The sequence below is a fragment of the Neobacillus canaveralius genome, assembly GCF_047237705.1.
In the GTDB taxonomy this organism is placed as follows: Bacteria; Bacillota; Bacilli; order Bacillales; family Cytobacillaceae; genus Neobacillus; species Neobacillus niacini_K.
The window spans coordinates 4,688,007-4,712,241 of record NZ_JBDFLL010000001.1 but is presented as its reverse complement, the minus strand read 5'-3'; the positions used below and the strand labels follow the sequence as shown (position 1 = coordinate 4,712,241).

The 24,235-nt window shown below is 37.9% G+C and carries 26 protein-coding genes and 1 riboswitch; of the genes, 19 read left to right on the top strand and 7 right to left on the bottom strand.

What is annotated here, in order from left to right:
* Positions 1 to 26 precede the first annotated feature (26 nt).
* Both sigI and ABC255_RS23025 read left to right on the top strand, forming a co-directional pair.
* Positions 27 to 773 carry an RNA polymerase sigma factor SigI gene (sigI, locus tag ABC255_RS23030; RefSeq protein ID WP_412997142.1) on the top strand — a complete coding sequence of 249 codons (747 nt, stop codon included), beginning with the start codon at positions 27 to 29 and terminating at the stop codon, positions 771 to 773.
* Between the two features lie 14 nt (positions 774 to 787).
* Positions 788 to 1,810, top strand: coding sequence for an anti-sigma factor domain-containing protein (locus tag ABC255_RS23025; RefSeq protein WP_412997140.1), 1,023 nt, complete (start codon positions 788 to 790; stop codon positions 1,808 to 1,810).
* A gap of 44 nt (positions 1,811 to 1,854) precedes the next feature.
* Here ABC255_RS23025 and ABC255_RS23020 read toward each other — a convergent pair whose 3' ends face one another.
* Positions 1,855 to 2,052 carry an alpha/beta-type small acid-soluble spore protein gene (locus ABC255_RS23020; protein ID WP_090763659.1) on the bottom strand — a complete coding sequence of 66 codons (198 nt, stop codon included), beginning with the start codon at positions 2,050 to 2,052 and terminating at the stop codon, positions 1,855 to 1,857.
* Positions 2,053 to 2,169: 117 nt separating this feature from the next.
* Entirely contained in the window at positions 2,170 to 2,520 is a 351-nt protein-coding gene (locus ABC255_RS23015) for a DUF3905 domain-containing protein (protein WP_412997137.1), read from the bottom strand.
* 128 nt (positions 2,521 to 2,648) lie between these two features.
* Between ABC255_RS23015 and ABC255_RS23010 the strand changes: the two genes are divergently transcribed.
* Both ABC255_RS23010 and ABC255_RS23005 read left to right on the top strand, forming a co-directional pair.
* The gene (locus tag ABC255_RS23010; protein WP_335530924.1) at positions 2,649 to 2,810 is read left to right on the top strand and encodes a hypothetical protein; all 162 of its coding nucleotides are present in this window, start codon (positions 2,649 to 2,651) and stop codon (positions 2,808 to 2,810) included.
* On the top strand, positions 2,811 to 2,945 hold the full coding sequence (locus tag ABC255_RS23005; RefSeq protein ID WP_412997135.1) for a hypothetical protein: 135 nt from the start codon (positions 2,811 to 2,813) through the stop codon (positions 2,943 to 2,945).
* A 25-nt stretch (positions 2,946 to 2,970) separates the two neighbouring features.
* Here ABC255_RS23005 and ABC255_RS23000 read toward each other — a convergent pair whose 3' ends face one another.
* A complete protein-coding gene (locus ABC255_RS23000) occupies positions 2,971 to 4,713 on the bottom strand; it encodes a B12-binding domain-containing radical SAM protein (RefSeq protein WP_412997133.1) in 1,743 nt (580 codons plus the stop codon).
* 302 nt (positions 4,714 to 5,015) lie between these two features.
* On the opposite strand from ABC255_RS23000, the gene ABC255_RS22995 reads away from it, so the two are divergent.
* Complete coding sequence (locus tag ABC255_RS22995; RefSeq protein WP_412997131.1) at positions 5,016 to 6,029, top strand: 2-oxoacid:acceptor oxidoreductase family protein; 1,014 nt, start codon at positions 5,016 to 5,018, stop codon at positions 6,027 to 6,029.
* Positions 6,030 to 8,324, top strand: coding sequence for a thiamine pyrophosphate-dependent enzyme (locus ABC255_RS22990; RefSeq protein ID WP_412997129.1), 2,295 nt, complete (start codon positions 6,030 to 6,032; stop codon positions 8,322 to 8,324).
* 74 nt (positions 8,325 to 8,398) lie between these two features.
* On the opposite strand, the gene ABC255_RS22985 is transcribed toward ABC255_RS22990, so the two are convergent.
* On the bottom strand, positions 8,399 to 9,181 hold the full coding sequence (locus tag ABC255_RS22985; protein WP_412997127.1) for a carbon-nitrogen family hydrolase: 783 nt from the start codon (positions 9,179 to 9,181) through the stop codon (positions 8,399 to 8,401).
* Positions 9,182 to 9,296: 115 nt separating this feature from the next.
* On the opposite strand from ABC255_RS22985, the gene ABC255_RS22980 reads away from it, so the two are divergent.
* From ABC255_RS22980 to ABC255_RS22955, 6 genes are all read left to right on the top strand, one after another.
* Positions 9,297 to 10,475, top strand: coding sequence for a pyridoxal phosphate-dependent aminotransferase (locus tag ABC255_RS22980; protein ID WP_412997125.1), 1,179 nt, complete (start codon positions 9,297 to 9,299; stop codon positions 10,473 to 10,475).
* Between the two features lie 77 nt (positions 10,476 to 10,552).
* Positions 10,553 to 10,660, top strand: a riboswitch (SAM riboswitch).
* Between the two features lie 74 nt (positions 10,661 to 10,734).
* Positions 10,735 to 11,937 carry a 2,3-diketo-5-methylthiopentyl-1-phosphate enolase gene (gene mtnW / locus ABC255_RS22975; RefSeq protein ID WP_412997123.1) on the top strand — a complete coding sequence of 401 codons (1,203 nt, stop codon included), beginning with the start codon at positions 10,735 to 10,737 and terminating at the stop codon, positions 11,935 to 11,937.
* On the top strand, positions 11,934 to 12,605 hold the full coding sequence (locus tag ABC255_RS22970) for a 2-hydroxy-3-keto-5-methylthiopentenyl-1-phosphate phosphatase (protein WP_412998619.1): 672 nt from the start codon (positions 11,934 to 11,936) through the stop codon (positions 12,603 to 12,605). The genes mtnW and ABC255_RS22970 overlap by 4 nt, the downstream gene beginning before the upstream one ends.
* The gene (locus ABC255_RS22965; protein ID WP_412997121.1) at positions 12,599 to 13,228 is read left to right on the top strand and encodes a methylthioribulose 1-phosphate dehydratase; all 630 of its coding nucleotides are present in this window, start codon (positions 12,599 to 12,601) and stop codon (positions 13,226 to 13,228) included. The genes ABC255_RS22970 and ABC255_RS22965 overlap by 7 nt, the downstream gene beginning before the upstream one ends.
* Before the next feature lie 25 nt (positions 13,229 to 13,253).
* Entirely contained in the window at positions 13,254 to 13,787 is a 534-nt protein-coding gene (locus tag ABC255_RS22960) for a 1,2-dihydroxy-3-keto-5-methylthiopentene dioxygenase (protein WP_412997119.1), read from the top strand.
* Positions 13,788 to 14,052: 265 nt separating this feature from the next.
* A complete protein-coding gene (locus ABC255_RS22955; RefSeq protein ID WP_307303567.1) occupies positions 14,053 to 14,289 on the top strand; it encodes an aspartyl-phosphate phosphatase Spo0E family protein in 237 nt (78 codons plus the stop codon).
* A 9-nt stretch (positions 14,290 to 14,298) separates the two neighbouring features.
* Here the strand turns inward: ABC255_RS22955 and ABC255_RS22950 are convergent, their stop codons facing one another.
* Positions 14,299 to 15,030 carry a ZIP family metal transporter gene (locus ABC255_RS22950; protein ID WP_412997117.1) on the bottom strand — a complete coding sequence of 244 codons (732 nt, stop codon included), beginning with the start codon at positions 15,028 to 15,030 and terminating at the stop codon, positions 14,299 to 14,301.
* A 344-nt stretch (positions 15,031 to 15,374) separates the two neighbouring features.
* Here ABC255_RS22950 and ABC255_RS22945 point away from each other — a divergent pair, with 344 nt between their 5' ends.
* From ABC255_RS22945 to ABC255_RS22930, 4 genes are read left to right on the top strand one after another with little or no spacing between them, the layout of a single operon-like run.
* Positions 15,375 to 16,202: an electron transfer flavoprotein subunit beta/FixA family protein gene (locus tag ABC255_RS22945; protein ID WP_335533674.1), complete on the top strand. Its 828-nt coding sequence runs from the start codon at positions 15,375 to 15,377 to the stop codon at positions 16,200 to 16,202.
* Positions 16,203 to 16,234: 32 nt separating this feature from the next.
* On the top strand, positions 16,235 to 17,275 hold the full coding sequence (locus ABC255_RS22940) for an electron transfer flavoprotein subunit alpha/FixB family protein (RefSeq protein WP_412997115.1): 1,041 nt from the start codon (positions 16,235 to 16,237) through the stop codon (positions 17,273 to 17,275).
* Positions 17,259 to 18,554 (top strand): FAD-dependent oxidoreductase, encoded by a 1,296-nt coding sequence (locus tag ABC255_RS22935; RefSeq protein ID WP_335533669.1) that lies wholly within the window; start codon positions 17,259 to 17,261, stop codon positions 18,552 to 18,554. Before ABC255_RS22940 ends, ABC255_RS22935 begins: the two co-directional genes overlap by 17 nt.
* Positions 18,554 to 18,838 (top strand): ferredoxin family protein, encoded by a 285-nt coding sequence (locus ABC255_RS22930; RefSeq protein WP_063251520.1) that lies wholly within the window; start codon positions 18,554 to 18,556, stop codon positions 18,836 to 18,838. Before ABC255_RS22935 ends, ABC255_RS22930 begins: the two co-directional genes overlap by 1 nt.
* Positions 18,839 to 18,976: 138 nt before the next feature.
* Here the strand turns inward: ABC255_RS22930 and ABC255_RS22925 are convergent, their stop codons facing one another.
* Both ABC255_RS22925 and ABC255_RS22920 read right to left on the bottom strand, forming a co-directional pair.
* Positions 18,977 to 19,324 carry a hypothetical protein gene (locus tag ABC255_RS22925; RefSeq protein ID WP_412997112.1) on the bottom strand — a complete coding sequence of 116 codons (348 nt, stop codon included), beginning with the start codon at positions 19,322 to 19,324 and terminating at the stop codon, positions 18,977 to 18,979.
* A gap of 142 nt (positions 19,325 to 19,466) precedes the next feature.
* Complete coding sequence (locus ABC255_RS22920; protein ID WP_412997110.1) at positions 19,467 to 20,705, bottom strand: MFS transporter; 1,239 nt, start codon at positions 20,703 to 20,705, stop codon at positions 19,467 to 19,469.
* A gap of 112 nt (positions 20,706 to 20,817) precedes the next feature.
* Here ABC255_RS22920 and ABC255_RS22915 point away from each other — a divergent pair, with 112 nt between their 5' ends.
* From ABC255_RS22915 to ABC255_RS22905, 3 genes are all read left to right on the top strand, one after another.
* Positions 20,818 to 21,843: a phosphotransferase enzyme family protein gene (locus ABC255_RS22915; RefSeq protein WP_412997108.1), complete on the top strand. Its 1,026-nt coding sequence runs from the start codon at positions 20,818 to 20,820 to the stop codon at positions 21,841 to 21,843.
* A gap of 118 nt (positions 21,844 to 21,961) precedes the next feature.
* On the top strand, positions 21,962 to 22,402 hold the full coding sequence (locus ABC255_RS22910; protein ID WP_335533658.1) for a MarR family winged helix-turn-helix transcriptional regulator: 441 nt from the start codon (positions 21,962 to 21,964) through the stop codon (positions 22,400 to 22,402).
* Between the two features lie 98 nt (positions 22,403 to 22,500).
* Positions 22,501 to 24,195 (top strand): M3 family oligoendopeptidase, encoded by a 1,695-nt coding sequence (locus tag ABC255_RS22905; protein ID WP_412997106.1) that lies wholly within the window; start codon positions 22,501 to 22,503, stop codon positions 24,193 to 24,195.
* The last annotated feature ends 40 nt before the right edge of the window (positions 24,196 to 24,235 follow it).

The window sequence follows — 24,235 nt, the reverse complement described above, 5'->3', positions numbered from 1 at the left end:
AATTGGGTGAATAGAGAGGTGAGGCAATGCTAGGTTTATTGTTTTTAACCAAAAATAAAAAACGTACTTTAGAAGAGTCGGTAAGATTAATTCAACAAGGTGACCACTCTTTACTTAATGAAATTATAGAGGCTTATAAACCATTTATTGCAAAAAACGTGTCATCCGTATGTAAACGATATATATATGAAACCGACGATGAATTTAGTATTGGTCTTATTGCGTTTAATGAAGCAATTGAGAAATATTCAGCTGAGAAGGGCAGTTCCCTGCTTAGTTTTGCCGAAGTGATTATAAAACGAAGAGTCATTGATTATATTCGCAAACAAACGAAAAACCAACATGTTAGCATAGACTTAACTTATTCTTCATTTGAGGAAGAGTCAGCAGGCATGGTAATTGTAAACGAGCTATCACTCGAGGAATATAAGAAAAAGTCTGACGAGGAAATTAGGAAAGAAGAAATTATTCAATTTCAAACTTTATTAACTTCATTTGGTTTGAGCTTCAGCGATCTAATAGAGAATTCACCAAAGCATGCTGATGCAAGGGAGAACGCCATCAAAGTAGCAAAGCTATTAGTTGAAAATAGGGAATTAAGGGATTCATTATATGAGAAAAAGCGTCTTCCTATAAAACAGCTAGAAAAAATGGTGAATGTCAGCAGAAAGACGATTGAACGAAACCGGAAATATATTATCGCAATTGCACTAATATTATCAAGTGATTATGTTTATTTAAACGATTATCTAAAGGGGGTGCTAGAGACATGAGAAGGGGAGTTGTAATGGAAGTTAATGATCCTTATTTGACATTATTAACTTCTGACGGAGAGTTTTTGCGTGCCCGCAAAATGGATAGAATTTATTCTATAGGGGAAGAAATAGATTTTTTTCCTGTAACTGATTATCTCCAAAGCAAAAAGACAAAATCATTTAAAAACTTTTTTACTTTAAAAACAGTTTGGATGACGATGGCTATTCTGATGATATGTTTAGGGTCTATTATCCCGGGTTATCAAAGTAATAAAGCTTATGCTTATATGTCTATTGATGCTGGCACTAGTATGGAGTTGGGTCTAAATAAAGACATGCAGGTAGTTGAATTAAAAGGATTTAATAATGAGGCAGAAAAAATTATTTCCGAGCTGGATGGTTGGAAAAAGATGGACGCTTCTGAGTTAACTTCAATTATATTAACAGAGTTAAAAGAAGAGGGGCATATAACCCAAGCCGAGCCAGTTGTTATTTCAATGGTTAAAACGGATGAGCTCAAAGGGAATGGGACAGCGAAACTTCAGGAAAATATCGAGCAAATCAAACAAAAAGTGGATATAAATCTGCTAAAAGTATCTATGTATACAAGTACTGAGGAAGAAGTAGAAAAGGCCCAAGACTCAGGTATTCCGGTCGGGGTCTATCATAGAAATAAAAATAACGCTGCACAAAAAAAACAGACAAAAGAAAAAGATAAACAAACAAAAATGGAGATAGTGAAACCAACAGATAGTTCTCCATCTGAGTCTCCTTCAACTACAGCGCTGCCACCTGGTCAGCAAAACAAACTAGACAAAGTTAACAAAAATGCAAATAGTAATCAACAGGTGGACCAAAACCAAGATATCCAAACTAGTAATCCGATACCAACAGAGCAAGGAAATGGGGAGCAGACTCCACCTGGATTAAATAAAGATGGCACTGACAAAGGTAATGGAAATCAAGCTAATCTTGGAATGAACAACAAGCAAGAAAAACCGAAAACCAATAATCAAAATAAACCAGCCAAACAAGAGAAAAATAGCAAAAAATAAGTCCGGCAAAAATGCCGGACTTTTTCCATGTTTATTCAGTTGAGTTATTGTTGTTGACCAGCCATTTGAGCTTGTGCTTGTTTTACTAATCTTTTCGTAATTTCGCCACCAACAGAACCATTTGCACGGGACACTGTATCGGACCCTAAGTTAACACCAAATTCTTGGGCAATTTCATATTTAACTTGATCAAGGTATTGCTCTATTCCTGGAACTAATAATTTATTGCTGCTGTTAGCCATTTTTGTCAACTCCTTATAAGTCTATACAGAGATTTATTTCTCTGTAATGGTATTATGATTCAAATAATTATTTTAATAAGTGGTAATGTTTTGCGGATATGGAACGTTATAAACAAATTAATCAGTTCCTTTGCTGACATCGATTGTTGGGTGCATAAAGGGATAGGCTTTGGGTTTCTTTTTGCTTTCCAGAAGCTCCCGATTTTCTGCGGTATTCCAGCCGATATCATTTGTCGGGTGAACCCATTCATCCCCTGCCATAATTTCAGGGTCGGTATTTTCCGTCCAATTCTCCAATGGTGAATTGGGAGAGGAATAGTTGCTGTCGCCAATGACAACACCATGCTCATTGACAAATGGCGGCTGCATTTTGATTCCTGTATCTTCAAAACTAGGGGCATTTATTTGGTGCGGCATGGTTTCGTTAATCGTTAAATTTTCATCTATTTCTTTGTTTTCTTTGGTCATTTTCCTCACTCCTATTTTTCTTTATTTTTCGCTGGATGAACAAATTTATTTATGAAAAATAAGGAAGTGATTGAATTTCACCTTTTGTAAAAACTAATGGTGTAACACAAGAATGGGAGGATGAAAAAATGGCTAAACGTAAAGCAGAACATGATGCTGTAAATAAGTATTCAAAAACTCCGCATAAAAATGTTCAGGAAAGTGAATTTTCCGCAGAATACGCTGGTACAGAAGATGCAATTAGGGTTCAAAACCGCAATTCAAAGCAGGGTAAAAAAGGAAGAAGCTAAATGAAAGAGAAAAAAACGATGCAAATCACACGTGAAGAATTCAGCATTGAATTTGGTGACGTAAATGGAACAAAACTATATGAAATACTACAGGCGAGAAATGGCAATAAAAAACGTTCAAAGAAAGAAAAATAAGCCGGCTGAAACAGCCGGCTATTTTCTAAACCTTAAATGGAAAAATAATCGTTCCTTTGTTTGCTGGATCGAAATAAGCCAATAACAAAGTTGGCATTTTTACAATTTCTCCTGATGTTAAGTAAACGGACAGATCAAAAGACAAATCTTCAATCATGGTATGCTTATATAAATCTTTCTCATCAAGCGCTAAATCCAAATAAGTTTGCCCCAGATATGATGGATTCTCTACTATTAGCTTATATATTTCTGTTCGCGCCTGTTTATTAGAGCTTTGCTCCCACCACGGCTTCCGTGGTTTGTACTTATGATTAATTAAATAATCATATTTCATCAGACCAGCAATGATGTCAAGGTCACTTACGGATTTCCATTCTAAAAAAGAGAACAATCTTCGGAATAGATCTTCTAATTGATGTCCAATTCTCGACCATCCCTGCTCATCCCAGAAACTTCCAAACTCCTGGAAAAAGTCAAATGGTGAAGGAAACACCTTCGTTACTAAATACTCAACAGTATGATTCATTCGATGGTCATTCCAATATTTTTCTAAAACATCTTCCACCTGTTTAATTCTGAGAATATCATTAAATGGCAGGACGTTATTCCCCAAAATTTCATAAGGCGATTGATCCATATAAATATACTCATGGTCAGCGGCACGAAGTCTAAGTCCTGTCCCTCTTAACATTTTTAAAAAACCTAACTGCAGTTCTTCTGGGCGAAGTTCAAAAACATCATTAAACGTTTTCCGGAAAGAGGAATAATCTTCCTCTGGAAGCCCTGCGATTAAATCAAGATGCTGATCAATTTTACCGCCATCTTTCACCATCGTGACCGTTCGCGTCAGTTTGTCAAAATTTTGTTTCCTCATCACAAGCTCATTCGTATAATCGTTAGTTGATTGTACACCGATTTCAAACCGGAAAAGCCCTTTTGGTGCTTCATTATTTAAAAATTCAATAACCTCAGGTCTCATGATGTCTGCAGTAATCTCAAATTGAAATACAGTTCCCGGCAGATGTTCATCTATTAGGAAACGGAACATTTCCATCGCATAGCTTCTGCTTATGTTAAAAGTACGGTCAACAAACTTAATGGTCTTTGCCCCGTTCGCCATTAAATAACGAATATCATCCTTAATTTTCTCTCTGTCAAAATAGCGTACTCCGACTTCAATCGAAGAAAGACAAAATTGACAGTTAAATGGACACCCTCTGCTTGTCTCTATATAAGTGACACGCTTTCCTAAATGAGCTGCATCTTCAGGAAATCTGTATGGAGAAGGAAGTTCTTTTAGGTCGAGTTTGTTCATCTGAGGGGTAACTCTTACTTTTCCATCTTCACGGTAAGCGATTCCGTGGACGTTTTTATACTCCTCTACACCATTCATTTCAGTAAGTAACTGTTTAAATGAATGTTCTCCTTCGCCAATAATAATAAAGTCCACACTTGGAAGTTTTTCCATCCATTCTACTGTATCGTAAGTGACTTCAGGTCCGCCTAAGACAATTTGGATAGAAGGATCAATCTTTTTCAGCATATTGACCACTTTAATCGTTTCTTCAATATTCCAGATGTAACAGCTAAAGCCAATGATCTTTGGTTTTTGCTGATAGAGATCTGATACGATGTTCATGGCAGGATCTTTTATTGTATATTCCTTCAGCTGGATATTGAATTCCGGAGCTGCAAATGCCTTTAGGTAACGAATTGCTAAATTCGTATGTATATATTTAGCATTTAAGGTACTGCAAATAACGTTCATTATATAACCCCTTCAAAAAAATTAGAACAATAGTATATTATACCCCATTTTTAAAAAAAACGATAACCCAAGAAGCATGATATGGCTGTTGTACTACAGTGAATCAACTGTTATATAATTATTTTTACGGCTAAATCCATATAAATTAACGTTTTTTTAAGTTATTTAAAAGTGTTATAGAATTTTTTTTATGATGTTTGATTTTTGTCACAGCGTAAAAAAAACATATGTCCTACAATGAATGAGGGGAATTTATATTATATGTATTTTCAGTCTTTTTGAACAAGAAGGGGAGGGACATTATGTCTATATTACCGAAGAAAAATGAGCTTGGGTTCTTTGAGATTCGCCTTGAATCTATTGGGGGTCTTGGAGCAAACTTAGCTGGAAAAATGCTCGCTGAAGCAGGAGTACTAGGTCTGGGTTTGAATGGATCTAACTTTTCATCATATGGCTCCGAAAAGAAAGGGTCACCGGTTAAAAGCTTTATTCGTTATTGTGAACCAGAAGTTGAAATAAGAGATCACAGTCCCATTGAGCAGCCGCATATTGTCGCAGTTTTTCATGAAGCCCTTTATAAAACAGTGGATGTAGTCAGCGGATTGAATGCTGATGGTATTGCTCTTGTAAACACTGCAAGAGAGTTTGATGAAGTCAGAAGGGATTTAAAATTAGAATATGGAACGCTGGCCATAGTGGACGCCTTAACGATTGCTGTTGAGGAAAAAACGAAAGTGAACACTGCGATGCTGGGTGCGTTGTACCGTATTTGTGATTTTCTAGACCCGAATTCAATGAGAAATGTCATCCGAAAAACATTTGAAAAGAAATACCCACATTTAGTTGAACCAAATATTCGTACATTCGATCGCGGGTTTGATGAAGTTCAATTTAAAACATATGAAGTCCCTGAGAGTGCAGAGGGCAAAAGTTTTACACGTCCAATACCACAATTAGGGTATTTGACACAAGAACTTGGCGGAGTCATGACCGCACAGGCAAATAGTATTTTAAAAGATTTAAGCGGTTCACGGCAAGGATTCCTTCCAGAGTTACAAAAGGATAAATGTATCAATTGTGCTGCTTGTGATAATGTCTGTCCAGACTATTGCTTTGTTTGGGAAGCCGGTGAAGATAAAAAGGGCAGAAAGCAAATGTTCCTCAAGGGGATTGATTATCAATATTGTAAGGGCTGTCTAAAATGCGTAGAGGCGTGTCCAACTGACGCACTTGGAGATCTTCGTGAAATGATTGGATATGCAGAAGCTAATCGCGTAAAACAGAACTTTCCGTATTTAGCAGGGGGGATTTCGTAAATGGCAATGTTAGAGGATAAAATCACTAGTTTAGTTGTGGCTGAGCAGCTTTCAACCTTTGAATCAGGAAATGAAATGGCTGCAATGGCAGCAGCACAAATCAATTATCATATTATGGGTTATTTTCCAATAACACCTTCTACTGAAGTAGCGCAATTTTTAGACCAAATGAAAGCCCGCGGCGAGCATGATATTAAGTTAATCCCAGCAGATGGTGAACATGGTTCAGCTGGTATTTGCTATGGTGCTGCTGCTACTGGTGCCAGGGTTTTTAATGCAACAAGTGCGAATGGGCTTCTTTATATGATTGAACAGCTTCCTGTTCAAGCGGGAACTCGTTTTCCAATGGTAATGAACCTAGTAACGCGTGCAGTCAGTGGACCTCTTGATATAAGAGGTGATCATTCTGACCTCTACTTTGCACTAAATACAGGTTGGGTAATCTTAACAGCAAGAACACCACAGGCAGTTTATGATATGAATATTATGGCGCTTAAAATTGCAGAACACTCTAAAGTGCGCTTGCCTGTTATCGTAGCCTATGATGGATTCTTTACTTCCCATCAGAAGCGTCGAGTACAATACTTTAAAGATAGAAAAGTTGTTCAACAATTTGTAGGTGAGTGTCCAACCGATTATCATTTTGCTAGAGATCCGAAAAAACCAGTTACAATTGGTGCACATATGAATGGTGATGATCTACTCAATAACCATTTCCAACAATCTGAAGCTATTTATGCGGCTGGCGAGGTATTCAGAGAGGTTGCGACAGAATATGCCCGCATTTCTGGCCGTGAATATCCAGTATTAGATTTATATAAAATGGAAGATGCAGAAGTTGCATTATTCTTATTAAACTCTGCTGCTGAATCCGCAAAAGATGTTGTGGACCAATTACGTGCACAAGGAATTAAGGCAGGTGTGATCAGTCCAAATATCATTCGTCCATTCCCGGCTAAAGAAATCCGTGAAGCGCTTAAAAATGTAAAAGCATTATTAGTGGGTGAGCGAGCGGATTCATATGGCGCAAATGGACCGAATTTAACTCATGAAGTAAAATCGGCACTTCAAGAAGACCGAAATAACCAAACTATTGTTCTTAGCCGTGTTTTTGGTCTTGGTGGTAAGGATTTCTACGCAAGTGACGCTGAAAAATTCTTCGGTATGACAATGGAAGCGATGGAAAAAGGTTTTGCTGAAAAACCATTTGATTATTATGGACATGTACCAGGTAATCCGGAAAAAATTCTTAAACCTGTCATTACACCACAGCACGGTGATGTATATAAATCTGGTTTAATCGATGTGAAGATGGACGAAGAAACGAATAAACTAAAGGTGAAAATCCCGCCGCTTCGTGCATTAACTGGAAAGCCTAAGCGAATTGCTTCCGGTCACGGAGCATGTCCAGGGTGTGGTATTTTTGCAGGACTGGAACTATTCTTTAAAGGGATAGAAGGAGATATTGTCACATTATTCCAAACAGGTTGTGCCTATGTAACGACCACTTCTTACCCGCACAGTTCTCATAAACAAACGATGATCCATAACCTATTCCAAAATGGAGCCGCTACGTTATCTGGAACATTAGAAGCATTCCTTGAATTAAAACGCCGTGGTGAAATTGAAGTTTCTGATGATGCGACGTTTGTTATGATTACAGGTGATGGCGGTATGGACATTGGTATGGGTTCTGCTATTGGGACAGCCCTTCGTGGACATAATCTTATTATGCTTGAATATGATAATGAGGGCTATATGAATACAGGCTCGCAAATGTCTTATTCTACACCAATTGGTCATATGACAAGTACATCTGGTGTTGGTAAGGCGCAGAAGGGAAAAGGATTCCATCATAAGGATACCGCGCAAATAATGGCGGCAACCAATATTCCATATGTATTTACAGGTGCTGAGGCGTTCCCGCAAGACTTAATTAAAAAGGGTGCGAAGGCACAATGGTACGCACAAAATGTAGGAACTGTTTATGGGAAAATCCTTATTACTTGTCCGCTTAACTGGAAATCAGAAGACCGCTATGGTGCGACGATATTGGAGCAAGCCGTAAATTCTTGCTTCTTCCCACTGTATGAGGTCGAACAGGGTGTTACAAGCATTACTTACAACCCAGAAGATAAAAACAAACGAGTAGCTATTTCTGAATGGCTTAAATATATGGGTAAAACAAAACATCTACTAAAAGAAGAAAACAAATCAATTTTAGAAGAATTCGAGGCAGAAGTAGAAAAAAGATGGCAGCGCCTAAAAGCAAAGCACGAAAATCTATTCCTTTAAGTGAGAAAAGGTAAAGCGGAAAACTGCGCTTTACCTTTTTTTGCTTTTTCCTAAACTTGGAAGTGGTTTTTTGATTAGTACAAATCTGGTCGTCTATCTTCAAAAATTGGGATTTGTTTACGAATATCTTTTACTAGGTCTAACTCAATTACTGCAGACAATAGTTCCTCATTTGCTCCTGCTTCAGCAATTACTTCTCCCCAAGGGTCAATAAACATGGAGTGACCTGCGAACTTATTATTTGGATCTGATCCGGAGCGGTTGCAAGCAATGATGAAACATTGATTTTCAATCGCTCTTGCAATTAGCAGTGATCTCCAATGCGATAAACGGGGAGCAGGCCATTCTGCAACAACGAATAATGCTTCAACTCCTTTTGCCGTATGTGCACGAATCCATTCTGGGAAACGAATATCATAGCAAATTACTCCGCCAAAAGCCCGATCATCTAATTCGAATAACCCTTTCTCCTCACCTGCCTCGAGGTAAAGATGCTCATCCATCAATTTAAAAAGATGTAGTTTACTATATGATTGAACAAGCTTTCCTTTATTATTAATGATTAGGAGGGTATTTTTAACTCCTTGATCACCTCTATTTGCCACCGAACCTCCGACAAAGTGAACTTGATACTTTTTCGCAGCTTTCATTAAAAAGTCAATCGTTTTTTCTGCATTCTTGTCTGCTATGGTGTCGAGTCTTGTCAAATCATACCCAGTGGTCCATAACTCAGGTAAAACAATGATATCAGGATTTTCTTCCATTGCTGTTTCGATTAGGTTTTCTGCGTGTTGGTAGTTTTTAATTGGATCTCCAAAGGCAATATCCATTTGTAAACAAGTTATTTTAAATTTCACCCTACTTCACCTCATTTGAAATTTCCGAATTTTTTCTTTACAAGCTGTCTTAAAAGTTATATCATTTGTGACTAGAATTCAACTATAAAATGAATGAATTAAAGCAGGTGAAATGATGAAACAATTTCCAACCTCCCAAACTTTAAATAATCTCCCGAAACAGTTTTTTGCTTCATTAGTAAAAAAAGTAGGGAAATACATTGAAGCTGGCTATGATGTTATTAACTTAGGACAGGGTAATCCTGATCAAGCAACCCCACAACATATCGTAAAAAAAATGCAGGAAGCTGTTACCAACCCTGTGAACCATAAGTATTCTCCTTTTCAGGGTTATCGATATTTAAAACAGGCTGCAGCGGATTTTTACAAACGAGAATATGATGTAACCATTGATCCAGATAGTGAAGTGGCTATTTTGTTTGGGGGTAAGGCTGGATTAGTGGAGATTCCACAATGCCTATTAAATCCTGGTGATATAATGTTGGTACCCGATCCAGGATATCCTGATTATCTGTCTGGAGTGGCGCTGGCAAAAGCAGAAATGGTTATGATGCCGCTAAGGGAAACAAATAGTTTTCTGCCAGACTATAGTGAATTACCTTCTGAGGCGATTGAGAGAGCGAAATTAATGTTTCTTAATTATCCAAATAACCCAACCGGTGCTGCAGCAACTAAGGAGTTTTTTGAGGAAACGGTCCAACTAGCCAGCCAAAATGATATCTGTGTTGTCCACGATTTTGCCTATGGGGCAATTGGCTTTGGTGGAGAAAAGCCAGTGAGCTTTTTACAAATTGATGGGGCAAAAGAAGTTGGCATTGAAATCTATACTCTTTCGAAAACCTATAATATGGCAGGCTGGCGTGTTGGATTCGCTGTAGGCAATAGCAGTGTGATCTCTGCGATTGAGCTTTTACAAGACCATTTATATTGCAGTATATTTGGCGGTATTCAGGAGGCAGCAGCAGAAGCTTTAACCGGTCCGCAGGATTGTGTTCGAGAATTGAATCATCTCTATGAGCGTAGAAGAAATGTTTTGATAAATGGGCTACGTTCTCTTGGCTGGAATGTGACGGCGCCAAAGGGATCATTTTTTGCTTGGCTAAAGGTACCTGAAGGGTTTACTTCTACTGAATTTGCAGATATCCTCCTGGAACAAGCACATATTGCTGTGGCGCCTGGGATTGCATTTGGTGAATTGGGTGAAGGTTTTGTCCGGGTTGGTTTGCTCACAAGTGAGGAACGTTTAGGAGAAGCAGTGAGAAGAATTGGTGAGTTAGGAATTTTCGAAAAATAGATTGACAAAAAAATTGATTCTTGGGATAATGCAAAATATAGTTTATCAACATGCTAATAATAAATAATACGATCGTTTTCTTATCAAGAGCAGGCGGAGGGAAAAGCCCGATGAAGCCCGGCAACCGACTTAACACTAAGTTAGGCACGGTGCTAAATCTTGCAGCGCAGGCTGAAAGATGAGAAGATGTTAGTTTGCGATGCTAACCTCTTCTTTTTGGAAGAGGTTTTTTATGTTTCTCTAGAAAGGAAGAGCTAATTTGACTGAATTAATCGCTACATACCTAGTTCATGGTGAAAAAAATCTTGTGAAAAAAGCTGAGGAAATTGCTTTAGGTTTGACTGTCGGTTCATGGACGAACTTACCTGAACTAGAACAGAGTCAATTACGTAAACACAAGGGCAGGGTAGTTTCGACTGAAGGTTTGCAAGAAGATCAGTCGATAATCCGTATAGCCTATCCAACTATCAATTTTTCTAATGATATTCCTGCAATTCTGACCACTGTTTTTGGAAAACTTTCATTAGACGGAAAAATAAAATTAATTGATTTACAATTTGAGGATGAATTAAAAAGCAAATTCCCTGGTCCTAGATTTGGCATTGAAGGATTAAGAGAGAAGCTTGGTGTTTTTAATCGTCCGTTATTAATGAGCATTTTTAAAGGAGTTCTTGGGAAGGATATCCATTTCCTAACAGAGCAGCTAAAGCAGCAGGCTCTTGGCGGTGTTGATTTCGTAAAGGATGACGAAATTCTTTTTGAAAATGAGCTGACTCCGTTTGAAAAAAGAATAATAGAAGGTAAAAAGGTGTTACAAGAAGTATATGATGAAACCGGACATCGTACTTTGTATGCGGTAAATCTTACAGGCAGGACATCGCAGTTGAAGGACAAAGCTAGAAAAGCAAAAGAACTTGGTGCAGACTTGTTACTATTTAATGTTTTTGCCTATGGATTAGACGTTCTTCAAGAGTTGCGAGAGGATGACCAAAATTCTTTGCCATTAATGGCTCATCCTGCTGTAAGTGGGGCTTTAACATCATCTTCCCACTATGGTCTCTCTCATTCATTGTTATTAGGTAAGCTTCTCAGACTTGCTGGTGCTGATTTGTCATTATTCCCATCACCATATGGAACAGTGGCATTAGAGAAATCCTCGGCAATATCAATCGCAGAGGAATTAATCAAAACGGACACTATCAAGCGGTCGTTTCCTGTTCCTTCAGCGGGCATTCATCCTGGGTTGGTGCCACTGTTGATTCGGGATTTCGGAATTGAATCTGTCATTAACGCTGGAGGCGGCGTTCATGGCCATCCAAACGGTGCGCTCGGCGGCGGACTCGCATTCAGGCAAGCGATTGATGTGAAACTTCAGGGGAAGACCTTAGCAGAAGGTGCTGAGCAATATCCGGAGCTTAAGAGTGCATTGCAGTTATGGGGAAATGCAGAGGTGTCAGTATAATGAAGCCGGTCATCTACTGTGATTTTGACGGGACCATTACTGATAGTGATAACATCATTGCAATCATGAAGAAATTTGCACCACCTAATTGGGAGCTAATTAAAGACCAAATTTTAACACAAGAGATCTCTATTAGTGAGGGTGTAGGAAAATTATTTTCAGAACTTCCTAGCAGCCAAAAAGATGAAATTACCAAGTTTGCAATCGAAAACGCCAAAATCCGGGAAGGTTTTTCTGAATTTGTCGAGTTTGCTAGAGCAGAAAATATACCCTTTTATATTGTCAGCGGCGGGATTGATTTCTTTGTTTATCCGATTCTTGAAAAATACGGTCCATTTGAAGGGATTTATTGTAACCACAGTGATTTTTCAGGGGAAAACATAAGAATACTTTGGCCTTACATCTGTGATTCGTTGTGTGAAAATGAATGCGGATGCTGCAAACCTAGTATTATCCGAAGGTTAAACCAAGATGCAGATACCTTTACAATCGTAATTGGTGACTCCGTAACCGATTTAGAGGCAGCGAAACAAGCTGATTTCGTTTTGGCAAGAGATTTGCTAGAGAAAAAATGTTCTGAATGGGGTTTAAATTATAAAGGTTTTACTACCTTTTATGACTGCATAGAAGAAATTAAAAATCAGATTGAGGTGAGGACATCATGTTAAAGGAAAAATGGCAGGAGTTAGCAGACATAAAGGATGAACTGGCTGAGCGTGATTGGTTTATGGGAACAAGCGGCAACCTTGCAATAAAGGTAAGTGATCATCCACTGCAATTTCTGGTGACAGCCAGTGGTAAGGATAAACGCAAACGTACAGAAGAGGACTTTTTGTTAGTAGACGAATTTGGGCATGCAGTAGAAGAAACTCATTTAAAGCCTTCTGCAGAAACACTGCTTCACGTTGAAATTTATCGAAAAACTAATGCTGGCTGCAGTCTCCATGTTCACACCGTAGATAATAACGTGATTTCTGAGGTTTATGGCGGCCAGGGTGAGGTAACTTTTAAGGGGCAAGAGCTGATTAAGGCTTTCAACAAGTGGGAAGAGGACGCAGTACTGACGATTCCGATTATCGAAAACTATGCTCATATCCCAACACTCGCACAGGCTTTTTCTGAGCATATTAAAGAGGATTCAGGTGCTGTGTTAATCCGTAATCACGGAATCACTGTATGGGGAAGAAATGCATTTGAGGCAAAAAAAATCCTCGAGGCATCGGAGTTTTTATTTAAATATCAATTACGCTTACTAGAACATAAACCATACCAATTGTTTAAAGTTGTATAAAAATAGAGGGAGTGTTGATCTGATCATGGCATATATTACATTTCAAAATAGAGAAGAGAAAATTCAAAACCAAGAAGAAGTAGCAAGCTTTCTAGCTTCACAAGAAGTAATCTATGAAAATTGGGATATTTCAAAACTCCCAGATACGCTTGTTGAAAAGTATCTTTTAAGTGATGAAGAAAAGAATGAAATTCTATATGTTTTTTCAACAGAAATCTCAGACATATCTGCTAGAAGAGGATACAAAGCACAGGATATTATTTCTTTATCTGATAACACCCCAAACCTAGATGCCATGCTAACAAACTTCAAAAACGAGCATCACCATTCGGATGATGAAGTTCGTTTTATCGTAAGCGGTCATGGAGTGTTTGTTATCCAGGGAAAAGACGGAGAGTTTTTCGAAGTTCATCTTAACCCTGGAGATTTAATTTCAGTTCCAGAGAACACAAGACATTATTTTACACTAGAAGAAGATCGTAAAGTAGTTGCTATTCGTATTTTCGTTACTACTGAGGGCTGGGTGCCAATTTACGAAAAAGAAGGAATTCATCAATAATTTTTAAAAACTGGCTGCTATAAAGCCAGTTTTTTTATGTATTTTAGTAAATAAATTTACTAAATCATCACTGAAAATAGCATGAAAATTGTCGTAAAAACAAAGAATAGCATGTGAATTTTGTCGAAAGATGTAATAAAATGCTTGTTTTGTCTACTTTTGCGAAAGTATTTACTTTTGTCTAAAATCTTGTCATAATTCATCAAGTAATCAATTTTTTAGCAGTTTAGTGTAAAAGAGTAAGGAGTAGGTGGAGAGATTGGATATGGAAAGTTATAACCCTTCTGAGATGCTTAACGCAATAAAAGTTAAACGTGCAATGATGATAAATTGTGCAAATAAAAAAGGATTCACAAGTGAAGAAACGATAAAATACAGCCAAGAATTAGATGTTTTAATAAATGAGTATCAGAGAGCAGCTCAGCAATTTTCACGGCCAAACGAAGAAGTGAGATTTGCTTTTAATCAGATGGTTATGATTTGGCCGAAAGTGTTTGTATAAGAATCTCACTTAAAAAATGTCTATTAAAAAAACCATTACTAATAGACCAGTAATAAATGCATAAGTTGAAACTCTTTCATTGCCATCTCCGTGGCTTTCTGGGATTAACTCTTTATAAATAATAAACAACATCGCTCCAGCCGCAAAAGAAAGACCATAGGGGACAAGCCCTTGTACAAAGGAAGTTAAATAAAACCCGATAAAAGAGGTGACAATTTCAATTGCACCTGTTAGAGTTGCCAGTAAAAAGGCCTTGAATTTGCTTAATCTTTGATTGAGTAAGTACAGTGCAACAAGAAGGCCTTCTGGTGCATTCTGAAACCCAATCGCAAGTGCAATCAAATTCCCCGTATCCTCAGTTTGCGAAGCATAGCTGACACCGACCGACATACCTTCTGGAATATTGTGCAGAGTAATCGCTGCAATGATTAACAATGCCTTTTCATCAAATTGAATTCCATACTGATTATGTTCAAGGTCAATATGCGGAATTTTTTTTTCGAGAGTGGTTAATGCTAAAACCCCCAAGAATACTCCGATTGAAAGTGAAACAAAACCGCCCAGCTTCATAGCTTCAGGAATAAGCCCGATTGTTGAGGCCGCCATCATAATTCCAGCGCTAAAAGCCAAGAGTATATCCATCCAGCGGTGTGTAAGTGACTGATTGATAAAAAGAATGATTAGAGCACCTGCACCCGTTGATAAAGCAGAAAGAACACTTCCTACAAACACTTCCATCATACCAGCCTCAAACCTTTCATCTATTAAAAATAGTGCTAAATAAAATTTACTACATAATTAGACAGAAACTGTGATTTTTATCATTGTTTATATCTGAATATTACTTATAGTTAAATTAGTCCTATTATTTTTTACTATTCATTCACATCATGAAATCTTCTGCCTTTATACTTCTAGACTTTACCTCATACCTTAAATTTATCAATTTTAACAAAAGAATTCTATCATTGTTTGGTACTATGCTTGTGTTGCGATACATATATCGTAATATGGCATTTTTTATAACCAAGGAAGGCAAACGCTTTCAAAACAAACAAGCAAAAATGGGGGAGGGAAAGTACTACATGCACATTGTCGTATGTGTAAAACAAGTACCAGATACAAAAATCATTAAAATCAATCCTAAAACAAACACACTCGACCGACGAAGCGCACCAGCCATTCTAAATCCTTATGATGCTCATGCTGTACAAGAAGCTGTAAGCATTCGTGAAAAGACCGGTGGTACGATTTCAGTTTTGTCGATGGGACCACCGCAAGCAACCGCAATTATTAAAAAAAGTATTGAGATAGGTGCTGACCGGGGATATTTGATTACGGATCGTGCCTTTGCAGGGGCTGATACACTTGCAACCAGCTATGCCTTATTTAAAGCATTAGAAAAAATCAATAAGGAAATTCCAGTGGATATGATTATTTGCGGCAAGCATGCCATTGATGGAGATACTGGACAGGTAGGACCTGGTATTGCCAGAAGGTTGGATATTCCACCGGTAACCAATGTAATTGAAGTTGCTGAAGTCAATTTAGAAGAAAAAACTGTGTTAATCAAAAGAAAATTATCCAGCGGCTATGAATTAATTCAAGCAGAAATGCCATGCCTTCTGACTGTTGAAAAAGAAATAAACCAGATCGAATATTCTCCTATGCCAAATATGATTAAAGCTGCAAGATATGAACCAGTAATTTGGGCTGTTAGCGATCTTGAAAATGTTGACCGTGTACAGCTTGGACTAAAAGGTTCGCCAACAATTGTTGGGAAAATGTTTACTCCTCCACGTCCTGAAGGCGGGAAAAAAATTGAAGGCTCCCCTGATGATCAAGTTAAACAACTTATGGATATCTTGATGGAGCAAAAAGACGTTTTAACATTACAGTCATCTAAACAATAAAGATCATTCTTTTGAAGCGGGGAGGAGTTTACATGAATTTTGATGATTACCGTGGCGTTTGGGTATTCATTGAACAAAATGCCGGTAAAATTGAAGGAGTTTCACTCGAATTGCTTGGAGCAGGCAGAAAGCTGGCTGATAAATTACAAGTTCCATTGGCCGGTTTTTTACTTGGGAGTGGAATAAAACCATTGGCTAACCAAGTAATTGCATATGGTGCAGATGAAGTATACCTTGTTGACCATCCGGTTTTGAAAGATTATCGGACAGAATCCTACATGAAGGGTGTTATGCAGCTTGTACCAAAATACAAGCCAGAAATTATTCTTTACGGAGCAACACCAAATGGCAAAGATTTAGCCAGTGCTGTGGCAACTGATTTGGTTACAGGTCTGACTGCTGACACAACCATGCTCGATGTTGACGTAGATAACCGTTTGCTTGAAGCTAGTCGTCCTGCATTTGGCGGAAATATTATGGCAACGATTCTCTGTAAAAAGCATAGGCCGCAAATGGCGACTGTAAGACCTAAGGTAATGAAGGCTCTTCCTCCAGATACGGGAAGAACAGGTAAAATTATTGAGGAGAGCATCACACTCAGAGAAGAAGATATGCGCACAAAAGTACTGCAAATTGTGAATGACGTAACAAAAAAGGCAAATTTAGCTGATGCACATGTTATTGTCTGTGGTGGAAAAGGAATGGGGGATGTACAAAACTTCCAAATACTTTACGAACTAGCTGATACGATTGGAGCAACTGTTGGTGGTACAAGAGATGTGGTTGAAGCAGGATGGTTACCGCATGAGCTGCAGATTGGTCAGACTGGTGAAACCGTTACCCCAAAAATATATTTTGCGATTGCTCTATCCGGAGCTATCCAGCATGTAGTTGGTATGAAAAATTCAGATTTAATCATCGCTATCAATAAGGATCCAAATGCACCGATATTTGATGTAGCCACATACGGAATTGTAGGAGACGCAATGGAAATTGTCCCTAAATTAATACAACAATTTAAACAGCTACGAACTGAAAAAGGTGGTGAAATAAGCTATGCCAGAAAAATTTGATGTCATTGTTGTTGGGGCAGGACCAGCAGGAACTTCTTGTGCACTTGTATGTGCTCAAAAAGGATTAAACGTATTGCTTATAGAACGAGGAGAGTATCCTGGAAGTAAAAACGTAATGGGCGGTGTGTTGTATCGGAAGCAAATGGAAGAGTTAATTCCAGAGTTTTGGAAAGAAGCTCCACTTGAAAGACCAGTTATCGAGCAGCGTTTTTGGATGATGGATAAGGAGTCAGTCGTTCAATTTGGTTACAAAGGTCTCGAATGGGGAGTTGAGCCTTATAATAACTTTACCGTATTGCGGGCGCAATTTGACCAGTGGTTTGCAAAAAAGGCGGTTGAAGCAGGGGCATTGTTAATCAATGAAACGGTTGTAACAGAATGTATTGTTGAAAACGGTAAGGTTATTGGTGTGCGTACGGACCGTCCAAATGGAGAAGTCTATGCTGATGTTGTTGTCCTGGCAGATGGGGTTAATTCATTGCTCTCAAAGCAGTTAGGATTCCATAAGGAGTTTCGTCCAGATGAAGTTGCTTTAACCGTAATGGAAGTTATCAATTTACCAAAAGAAAAAATTAATGATCGATTTAACTTAGAAGATAATCAAGGCTGTACGATTGAAATTTTTGGTGATTCAACAAAAGGGAATCTTGGAACAGCATTTTTATATACGAATAAGGATAGTTTGAATATCGGGGTAGGTACCACTCTATCAAGTATGATCAAATCAAAAATGAAGCCTTATGATCTTTTAGACTATCTAAAAACACATCCAATGGTTAAGCCGATGCTGGCAGGCGGAGAATCAGCGGAGTATCTTGCCCACCTCATTCCAGAGGGAGGATATCGTTCAGTACCAAAGGTTGCAGGAAACGGTGTAGTGGTAGTTGGTGACGCTGCACAGCTTGTTAACGCAATTCATCGTGAAGGTTCGAACATGGCGATGCATTCTGGCTTACTGGCTGCAGAAACTGTAATTGAGGCGAAGCATCGCGGAGACTTCTCTCAGTCCAGTTTAAATCTTTACCGTCAGAAGCTTTATGATAGTTTTATAATTAAAGATTTAGAGAAATATAAAGATGCAACACACACATTTGAGAACAATCCACAATATTTTAAAGAATATGTTCCGATGATGAACAAGGCTATGAGTAAATTCTTCACAGTAGATGGAACACCAAAACGTGATAAGCAGAAAGAAATTATGAAGAGTGTAACGGCGGAAAGAGGAACGTTCAAGGTTATACAAGATATTTATCGAGCCTGGAAGGCGGTGAAATAATGTCAACTAAGAATATCGAAGAAAAACAGTACCTTCTTCGTTTTAAAGCTGATACGAAATCCCATCTAACTGTTATGGACAATGATATCTGTATGACAAAATGCCCAGATAAGATTTGCACCATTTTCTGTCCTGCGGAAGTGTACAAATGGGAAGGACTACGGATGCAGGTTGGTTATGAAGGCTGCCACGAATGTGGAAGCTGCAGGATAGGCTGCCCGTACCAAAATATTAAGTGGGAATATCCGAAAGGCGGACATGGTATAGTATTTCGACTGGCTTAAATTAACTACTAGGGTGTTGCTTGCGATTGCGAGCAGCACCAATTTATTTTTTTATGTAGTTTGATTTCACTATTTGTGGGTTCTTTCACAAGTTAGGGTAAAAAGAAGGTGAAGCAAAAGGGGAGTATTTTTTGTGGATTAACTTATTTTCTCTTGTAGGCTTAAGGTGGAGAGTTGATCTAATCTACTTGACGTAACCAATGAGCAGGCAAGTTCGTGCGCGCGGTCCATAGATTCCATAGTTGGAGAACAATAAAAAGGTTTCTTCCAATTAAAATCACCATCACAATCAGCTGGATAGATACTTACTTTCCATAGAAAGTATATATTTGATTGTGGGAGCTGCTCTCCTTCTACAGCAATAAGCCAATGAGTGGAAGGTGAATCAACTTCATAAGATTCGAATTCCTTTAGTGACAACAGGTCATTGAAACCGATTGGTATTAATGCCTTTTGATAAAAGTCATGATAATTAGGTGTTTTCATGATTATAGCCCTCCCTTTAATGTTCTAACTATATTATATGATAGTTTTTAAGATTTTTTGAGTACAAATGTTAAAATTTTTCGAAAACTTAAAAAACAAGAGGAATTACATAAAAATAAGGACGGGCCAAAGCCCATCCTTTCTATTGCTGTTGATTCCATTCTTGGACCATTTGATCACTTGGAAGGAGAAAAGCCAATAATCCAAGCAATGGCAGAAATCCAATCGAAGAAACCATGGCTGACATACTAAATAAATCTGCTAAAAACCCGAGTCCAACTGAACCGATTGCCCCCATACCAAAAGCGAGTCCCACTGTTAGACCAGACATTGTCCCGATTTTCCCAGGTACAAGCTCTTGTGCAAAAACCACTGTCACAGAAAAATTGGTCATTAAAATAAAACCTGTAAGAGTTAGAAAGATAAATGCAATAAAAGGTGGAACAAAAGGAATAAGTATAGAAAATGGTATAGTGAGTAACATTGAAACAGATATTAATTTTTTCTTACCGAATCGGTCAGCCAGCGGACCGCCAAAGAAAGTACCGAATGCACCGGCAATTAAAAAGGCAAAAAGGAAAATCTGTGATTCCTTAATCGTCAAGGAATATTCTTCAATGGCAAAGAAAGCGTAGAAATTTGTCATCCCCGAAATATACCATGACCTTGCAAATATTAGTAACAGAATTAAAAATAGTGAATGTTTAACCTTTTTTGATAGACCAGTATTTTTATCTGCCGTTGAATTTTTCTTTTTTAATAAAGGCAGATTTTCAACTAATCTCTTTTTATACCAATTAGCGATGTAGATTAATAACAATACTGCCAATGCTGCAACAAGTGAAAACCATGAAGCACCTTTTTGTCCTAGTGGAACAAGGATAAGCGCTGTAATTAGCGGAGCCAATGCCTGCCCTGTATTACCGCCAACTTGATAAATCGATTGTGCAAGCCCTCTTCTTCTCCCTGCAGCCATATAGGCTACCCTAGAGCCTTCTGGATGAAATACTGCAGACCCAAAGCCAATGAAAATTACCGACAAAACAATTAAGCCAAATGAAGGTGCAACCGCTAATCCAAGAACACCGCATAGAGTTAAGGTAAGCCCTATTGGTAAAGCGAAAGGCATTGGTTTTTTATCTGTCACGACACCAACTACTGGCTGCAGAACTGACGAAACCATATTTAAGGAAAAGGCAATGATACCAAGCTGGGTAAAGGATAAGCCCATAGATTTTTCTAGAATTGGAAACATCGCAGGAACAACAGCTTGTATGGCATCGTTGAGCAAATGGCAAAGCCCGATAATAAAAAGAATATTAAACATAGTCGTGTCTGAGGCTTTTGCTGTGTTGGCAGACACTGTAGCTGGTTGACTCATTATCCGCACCTCGTTTATGAAATTATCAATCTGTTAATACTCCTATCTTACAGAAATTCTATAGAAATGAGAAATGGAATGTTTCTAAGTTCGGAATATCTAAATATAATGAATGAGAAAACCATTTATGATAGAAGAAGGGGATCATATGGAGAAATCAGTTGAAATTTTGTTTACGGAAGATGTTCTTAATTATTTTCTTGAGTCCTTCGATTTGCAAACGGAGTTAAAAAAACTAGGGGATTTTGAGAATTATGTTTTTGAGGCTTATCGTGGGAACACCCTTGTTATTCTGAGAATCACACATAGTTCCCATCGAGATAAGGATCAAATACTTGCTGAATTGGTATGGATGAATTATTTACATAATCAAAATGTAAAATGCCCTGAAGCGTTCAAATCATCAAAAAATGAACTAATTGAGGCACTGCAAGCTAGTGATGGTTCGTTTTTTTATGCTAGTCTGTTTTCCAAAGTACCAGGCAACCCTGTGAAAATTAAATCACCCGAATTTAATGATCAGTTATTTCATGCGTGGGGCAAAGCGATAGGCCAAATGCATGCTGTCACGAAGGAGTACCAGCCAAGCAAAGAGATAAAGCTTCGCCCTTCATGGGAGGATGAGGAATTGCTTGATATTGAAACCTATGTGCCAAACGAGAAAGAGATTATTAAGAATACTAAACTGTTAATTAACGAATTGCAATCGCTCCTAATAACCAAGGATAATTTTGGGCTTATACACAGCGATATCCATTCAGGTAACTTTTTTTATGATGGTGAATGTGTTCATGTTTTTGACTTTGACGATTGTAGTTATCATTGGTTTGCTTCTGATATTGCAATCCCGCTTTACTATTCCGTACTATATGGATACCAAAGTGCTAGTGAAATGGAGCGCGAGCAGTTTGCAATCAATTTCCTATCACATTTTACCAAAGGGTATGAGGAGTACCACTCATTACCAAAAGACTGGAAACAACAGCTTCCATTATTTTTCATGCTAAGAGATATAACTCTTTACAGTGTTCTGCATAAAAAAATCTCACCAGAAGAAAGAAATGATGGAATAAATCAAATGATAGAGGGATTAAAATCAAGAATCATTAAGAAAGAACCGATTGTAAAACTAGGTTAAATTGACATAAAACCAAAAGTTTTTTATAATAATCTTGAAGTCGAGATAATAAGAAAAGCGGAAGCGCCTTGGCACTGCAGCTAGATAGCTCGAGATTTTATAAAAAGGATGATACTTTATGGAAAATGAATCTGTATCTCAATCATTAAAGCTATACATTGTGCTATCCAGAGCTTATAAAGCAATTAATGAGCATGTTAATAGAGTAATTCAAGCAAGTGGATTAAACCCAACGGAATTTGCCGTATTAGAGCTTTTATATCATAAAGGTGATCAGCCTATGCAGCAAATTGGCGGAAAAATCTTACTGGCAAGCGGAAGCATCACATATGTTGTAGATAAGTTAGAACAAAAAGGATTCTTAGTAAGAATCGCTTGTCCTAACGATAGAAGAGTAACTTTTGCACAAATTACAGAAAAAGGGAAAGAGTTTATTCAAGAAATTTTTCCCGAACACGCGCAGCAAATTCATTCACTAATGTCCAGTTTGACAGATTCCGAAAAACAAGAAGCGATTGAATTGTTGAAAAAACTTGGATTGCCAGCTGGAAAATTTTAATACGGCATTTGCCGTATTTTTTTTTGCTTGAAGGAATATTAATGAATAGTGTCGAAAAATAAATAGTTGGAAAAGTTTGATATAAAGGGGTTGTATCCATGAGATTTGAAGAGTATACATATACCCGTCCAAACCTTGACGAAGTAAAAGTAAGATTTGAGACGGCAATCGAAAAATTTACGAATGCTTCTTCTCTAGAAGAGCAAAGTTTGGCCATGAACGAAGTGAATGAAATTAGAAATGATATTGGGACAATGTTTAATCTTTGCTATATCCGTCATTCTGTTGACACGAATGATGAGTTTTATAAAGCAGAGCAGGATTATATGGATGAAGTTCAGCCTGAAATAGAAGGCCTGGTTACGAAATATTATCAGGCTCTTGTTAATTCTAAATACAGGAATGCTTTAGAGGCAAAATATGGTAAGCAATTATTTGCACTGGCTGAGGGGCAATTAAAGACTTTTAAACCAGAAATTGTACCATTACTTCAAAAAGAAAACCGTTTATCTACTGAGTATACAAAACTAATTGCTTCAGCAAAAATTAATTTTGAAGGGGAAGAAAGAACACTTGCACAATTGGAGCCTTTCACCCAATCAACAGACAGGGAAACGAGAAAGCTTGCCTCTGAAGCAAAGTTTGGTTTTTTAGCCCAGCATGAAAGCGACCTTGATCGGATCTATGATGATCTTGTTAAGGTAAGGACTGAAATTGCCCATACGTTAGGTTATAAAAACTTTGTAGAACTAGGCTACTATAGAATGATGAGAACAGATTATAATTCGGAAATGGTGGCAAACTTTCGTCAGCAGGTGAAGGACTTTATTGTTCCAATTGCTACGAAATTAAAAGCAAGACAACAGGACCGTATCGGTGTGGGACAGTTAAAATACTTCGACGAGGGCTTTAACTATAAAACAGGTAATGCCGTACCAAAAGGCACTCCTGAATGGATTATTGAAAACGGTCAACAGATGTATGAAGCACTATCTAAGGAAACAGGAGAGTTTTTCAAATTCATGCAGGATAACAACTTAATGGATCTTGTGGCCAAAAAAGGTAAAGCAGGCGGTGGGTATTGTACTTTTATCGAAAACTATAAAGCGCCGTTTATTTTTTCTAATTTCAATGGAACCTCAGGGGATATTGATGTATTAACACATGAAGCAGGCCATGCATTCCAGGTTTATTCTAGCAGGAATTTTGAAATTCCTGAATATTATTGGCCAACTTATGAGGCTTGTGAGATTCACTCCATGAGTATGGAATTTTTCACTTGGCCATGGATGGACCTTTTCTTTAAGGAAGATACCGATAAATATAAATTTTCCCACTTAAGTGACGCGTTATTATTTCTTCCATACGGAGTTTCCGTAGATGAATTCCAACATTGGGTTTATGAAAATTGGGAAGCAACCCCAGAGGAGCGTAAGCTGCAGTGGCGTGAAATTGAGAAAAAGTATTTGCCGCATAAAGATTATGATGGAAATGATTATTTAGAGAGCGGTGGTTTCTGGCAGCGACAAGGACATATCTTTAACTCGCCTTTCTATTATATCGATTACACGCTAGCACAGATTTGTGCCTTCCAATTCTGGAAACGTTCGAGAGAAAATCAAGAAGAAGCTTGGGCAGACTATGTAAATCTTTGCAAACTTGGTGGAAGCATGTCCTTTACAAAGCTCGTTAAAGAAGCTAACTTGATATCACCGTTTGAGGATGGCTGCGTAGAATCAGTTGTTGGGGAAATTGAAAACTGGTTAAATTCCGTTGAAGATAAAAAGTTATAATAAAGATTAAAAAAGCGAAGCCTCATGGCTTCGCTTTTGA

Excerpts from the sequence above, each read along its gene's own strand:
- sigI (WP_412997142.1), top strand. The coding sequence starts at position 27 with ATGCTAGGTTTATTGTTTTTAACCAAAAATAAAAAACGTACTTTAGAA.
- ABC255_RS23025 (WP_412997140.1), top strand. The coding sequence starts at position 788 with ATGGAAGTTAATGATCCTTATTTGACATTATTAACTTCTGACGGAGAG.
- ABC255_RS23020 (WP_090763659.1), bottom strand. The coding sequence starts at position 2,052 with ATGGCTAACAGCAGCAATAAATTATTAGTTCCAGGAATAGAGCAATAC.
- ABC255_RS23015 (WP_412997137.1), bottom strand. The coding sequence starts at position 2,520 with ATGACCAAAGAAAACAAAGAAATAGATGAAAATTTAACGATTAACGAA.
- ABC255_RS23010 (WP_335530924.1), top strand. The coding sequence starts at position 2,649 with ATGGCTAAACGTAAAGCAGAACATGATGCTGTAAATAAGTATTCAAAA.
- ABC255_RS23005 (WP_412997135.1), top strand. The coding sequence starts at position 2,811 with ATGAAAGAGAAAAAAACGATGCAAATCACACGTGAAGAATTCAGCATT.
- ABC255_RS23000 (WP_412997133.1), bottom strand. The coding sequence starts at position 4,713 with ATGAACGTTATTTGCAGTACCTTAAATGCTAAATATATACATACGAAT.
- ABC255_RS22995 (WP_412997131.1), top strand. The coding sequence starts at position 5,016 with ATGTCTATATTACCGAAGAAAAATGAGCTTGGGTTCTTTGAGATTCGC.
- ABC255_RS22990 (WP_412997129.1), top strand. The coding sequence starts at position 6,030 with ATGGCAATGTTAGAGGATAAAATCACTAGTTTAGTTGTGGCTGAGCAG.
- ABC255_RS22980 (WP_412997125.1), top strand. The coding sequence starts at position 9,297 with ATGAAACAATTTCCAACCTCCCAAACTTTAAATAATCTCCCGAAACAG.
- ABC255_RS22965 (WP_412997121.1), top strand. The coding sequence starts at position 12,599 with ATGTTAAAGGAAAAATGGCAGGAGTTAGCAGACATAAAGGATGAACTG.
- ABC255_RS22960 (WP_412997119.1), top strand. The coding sequence starts at position 13,254 with ATGGCATATATTACATTTCAAAATAGAGAAGAGAAAATTCAAAACCAA.
- ABC255_RS22955 (WP_307303567.1), top strand. The coding sequence starts at position 14,053 with ATGGAAAGTTATAACCCTTCTGAGATGCTTAACGCAATAAAAGTTAAA.
- ABC255_RS22950 (WP_412997117.1), bottom strand. The coding sequence starts at position 15,030 with ATGATGGAAGTGTTTGTAGGAAGTGTTCTTTCTGCTTTATCAACGGGT.
- ABC255_RS22945 (WP_335533674.1), top strand. The coding sequence starts at position 15,375 with ATGCACATTGTCGTATGTGTAAAACAAGTACCAGATACAAAAATCATT.
- ABC255_RS22940 (WP_412997115.1), top strand. The coding sequence starts at position 16,235 with ATGAATTTTGATGATTACCGTGGCGTTTGGGTATTCATTGAACAAAAT.
- ABC255_RS22935 (WP_335533669.1), top strand. The coding sequence starts at position 17,259 with ATGCCAGAAAAATTTGATGTCATTGTTGTTGGGGCAGGACCAGCAGGA.
- ABC255_RS22930 (WP_063251520.1), top strand. The coding sequence starts at position 18,554 with ATGTCAACTAAGAATATCGAAGAAAAACAGTACCTTCTTCGTTTTAAA.
- ABC255_RS22925 (WP_412997112.1), bottom strand. The coding sequence starts at position 19,324 with ATGAAAACACCTAATTATCATGACTTTTATCAAAAGGCATTAATACCA.
- ABC255_RS22920 (WP_412997110.1), bottom strand. The coding sequence starts at position 20,705 with ATGAGTCAACCAGCTACAGTGTCTGCCAACACAGCAAAAGCCTCAGAC.
- ABC255_RS22915 (WP_412997108.1), top strand. The coding sequence starts at position 20,818 with ATGAGAAAACCATTTATGATAGAAGAAGGGGATCATATGGAGAAATCA.
- ABC255_RS22910 (WP_335533658.1), top strand. The coding sequence starts at position 21,962 with ATGGAAAATGAATCTGTATCTCAATCATTAAAGCTATACATTGTGCTA.
- ABC255_RS22905 (WP_412997106.1), top strand. The coding sequence starts at position 22,501 with ATGAGATTTGAAGAGTATACATATACCCGTCCAAACCTTGACGAAGTA.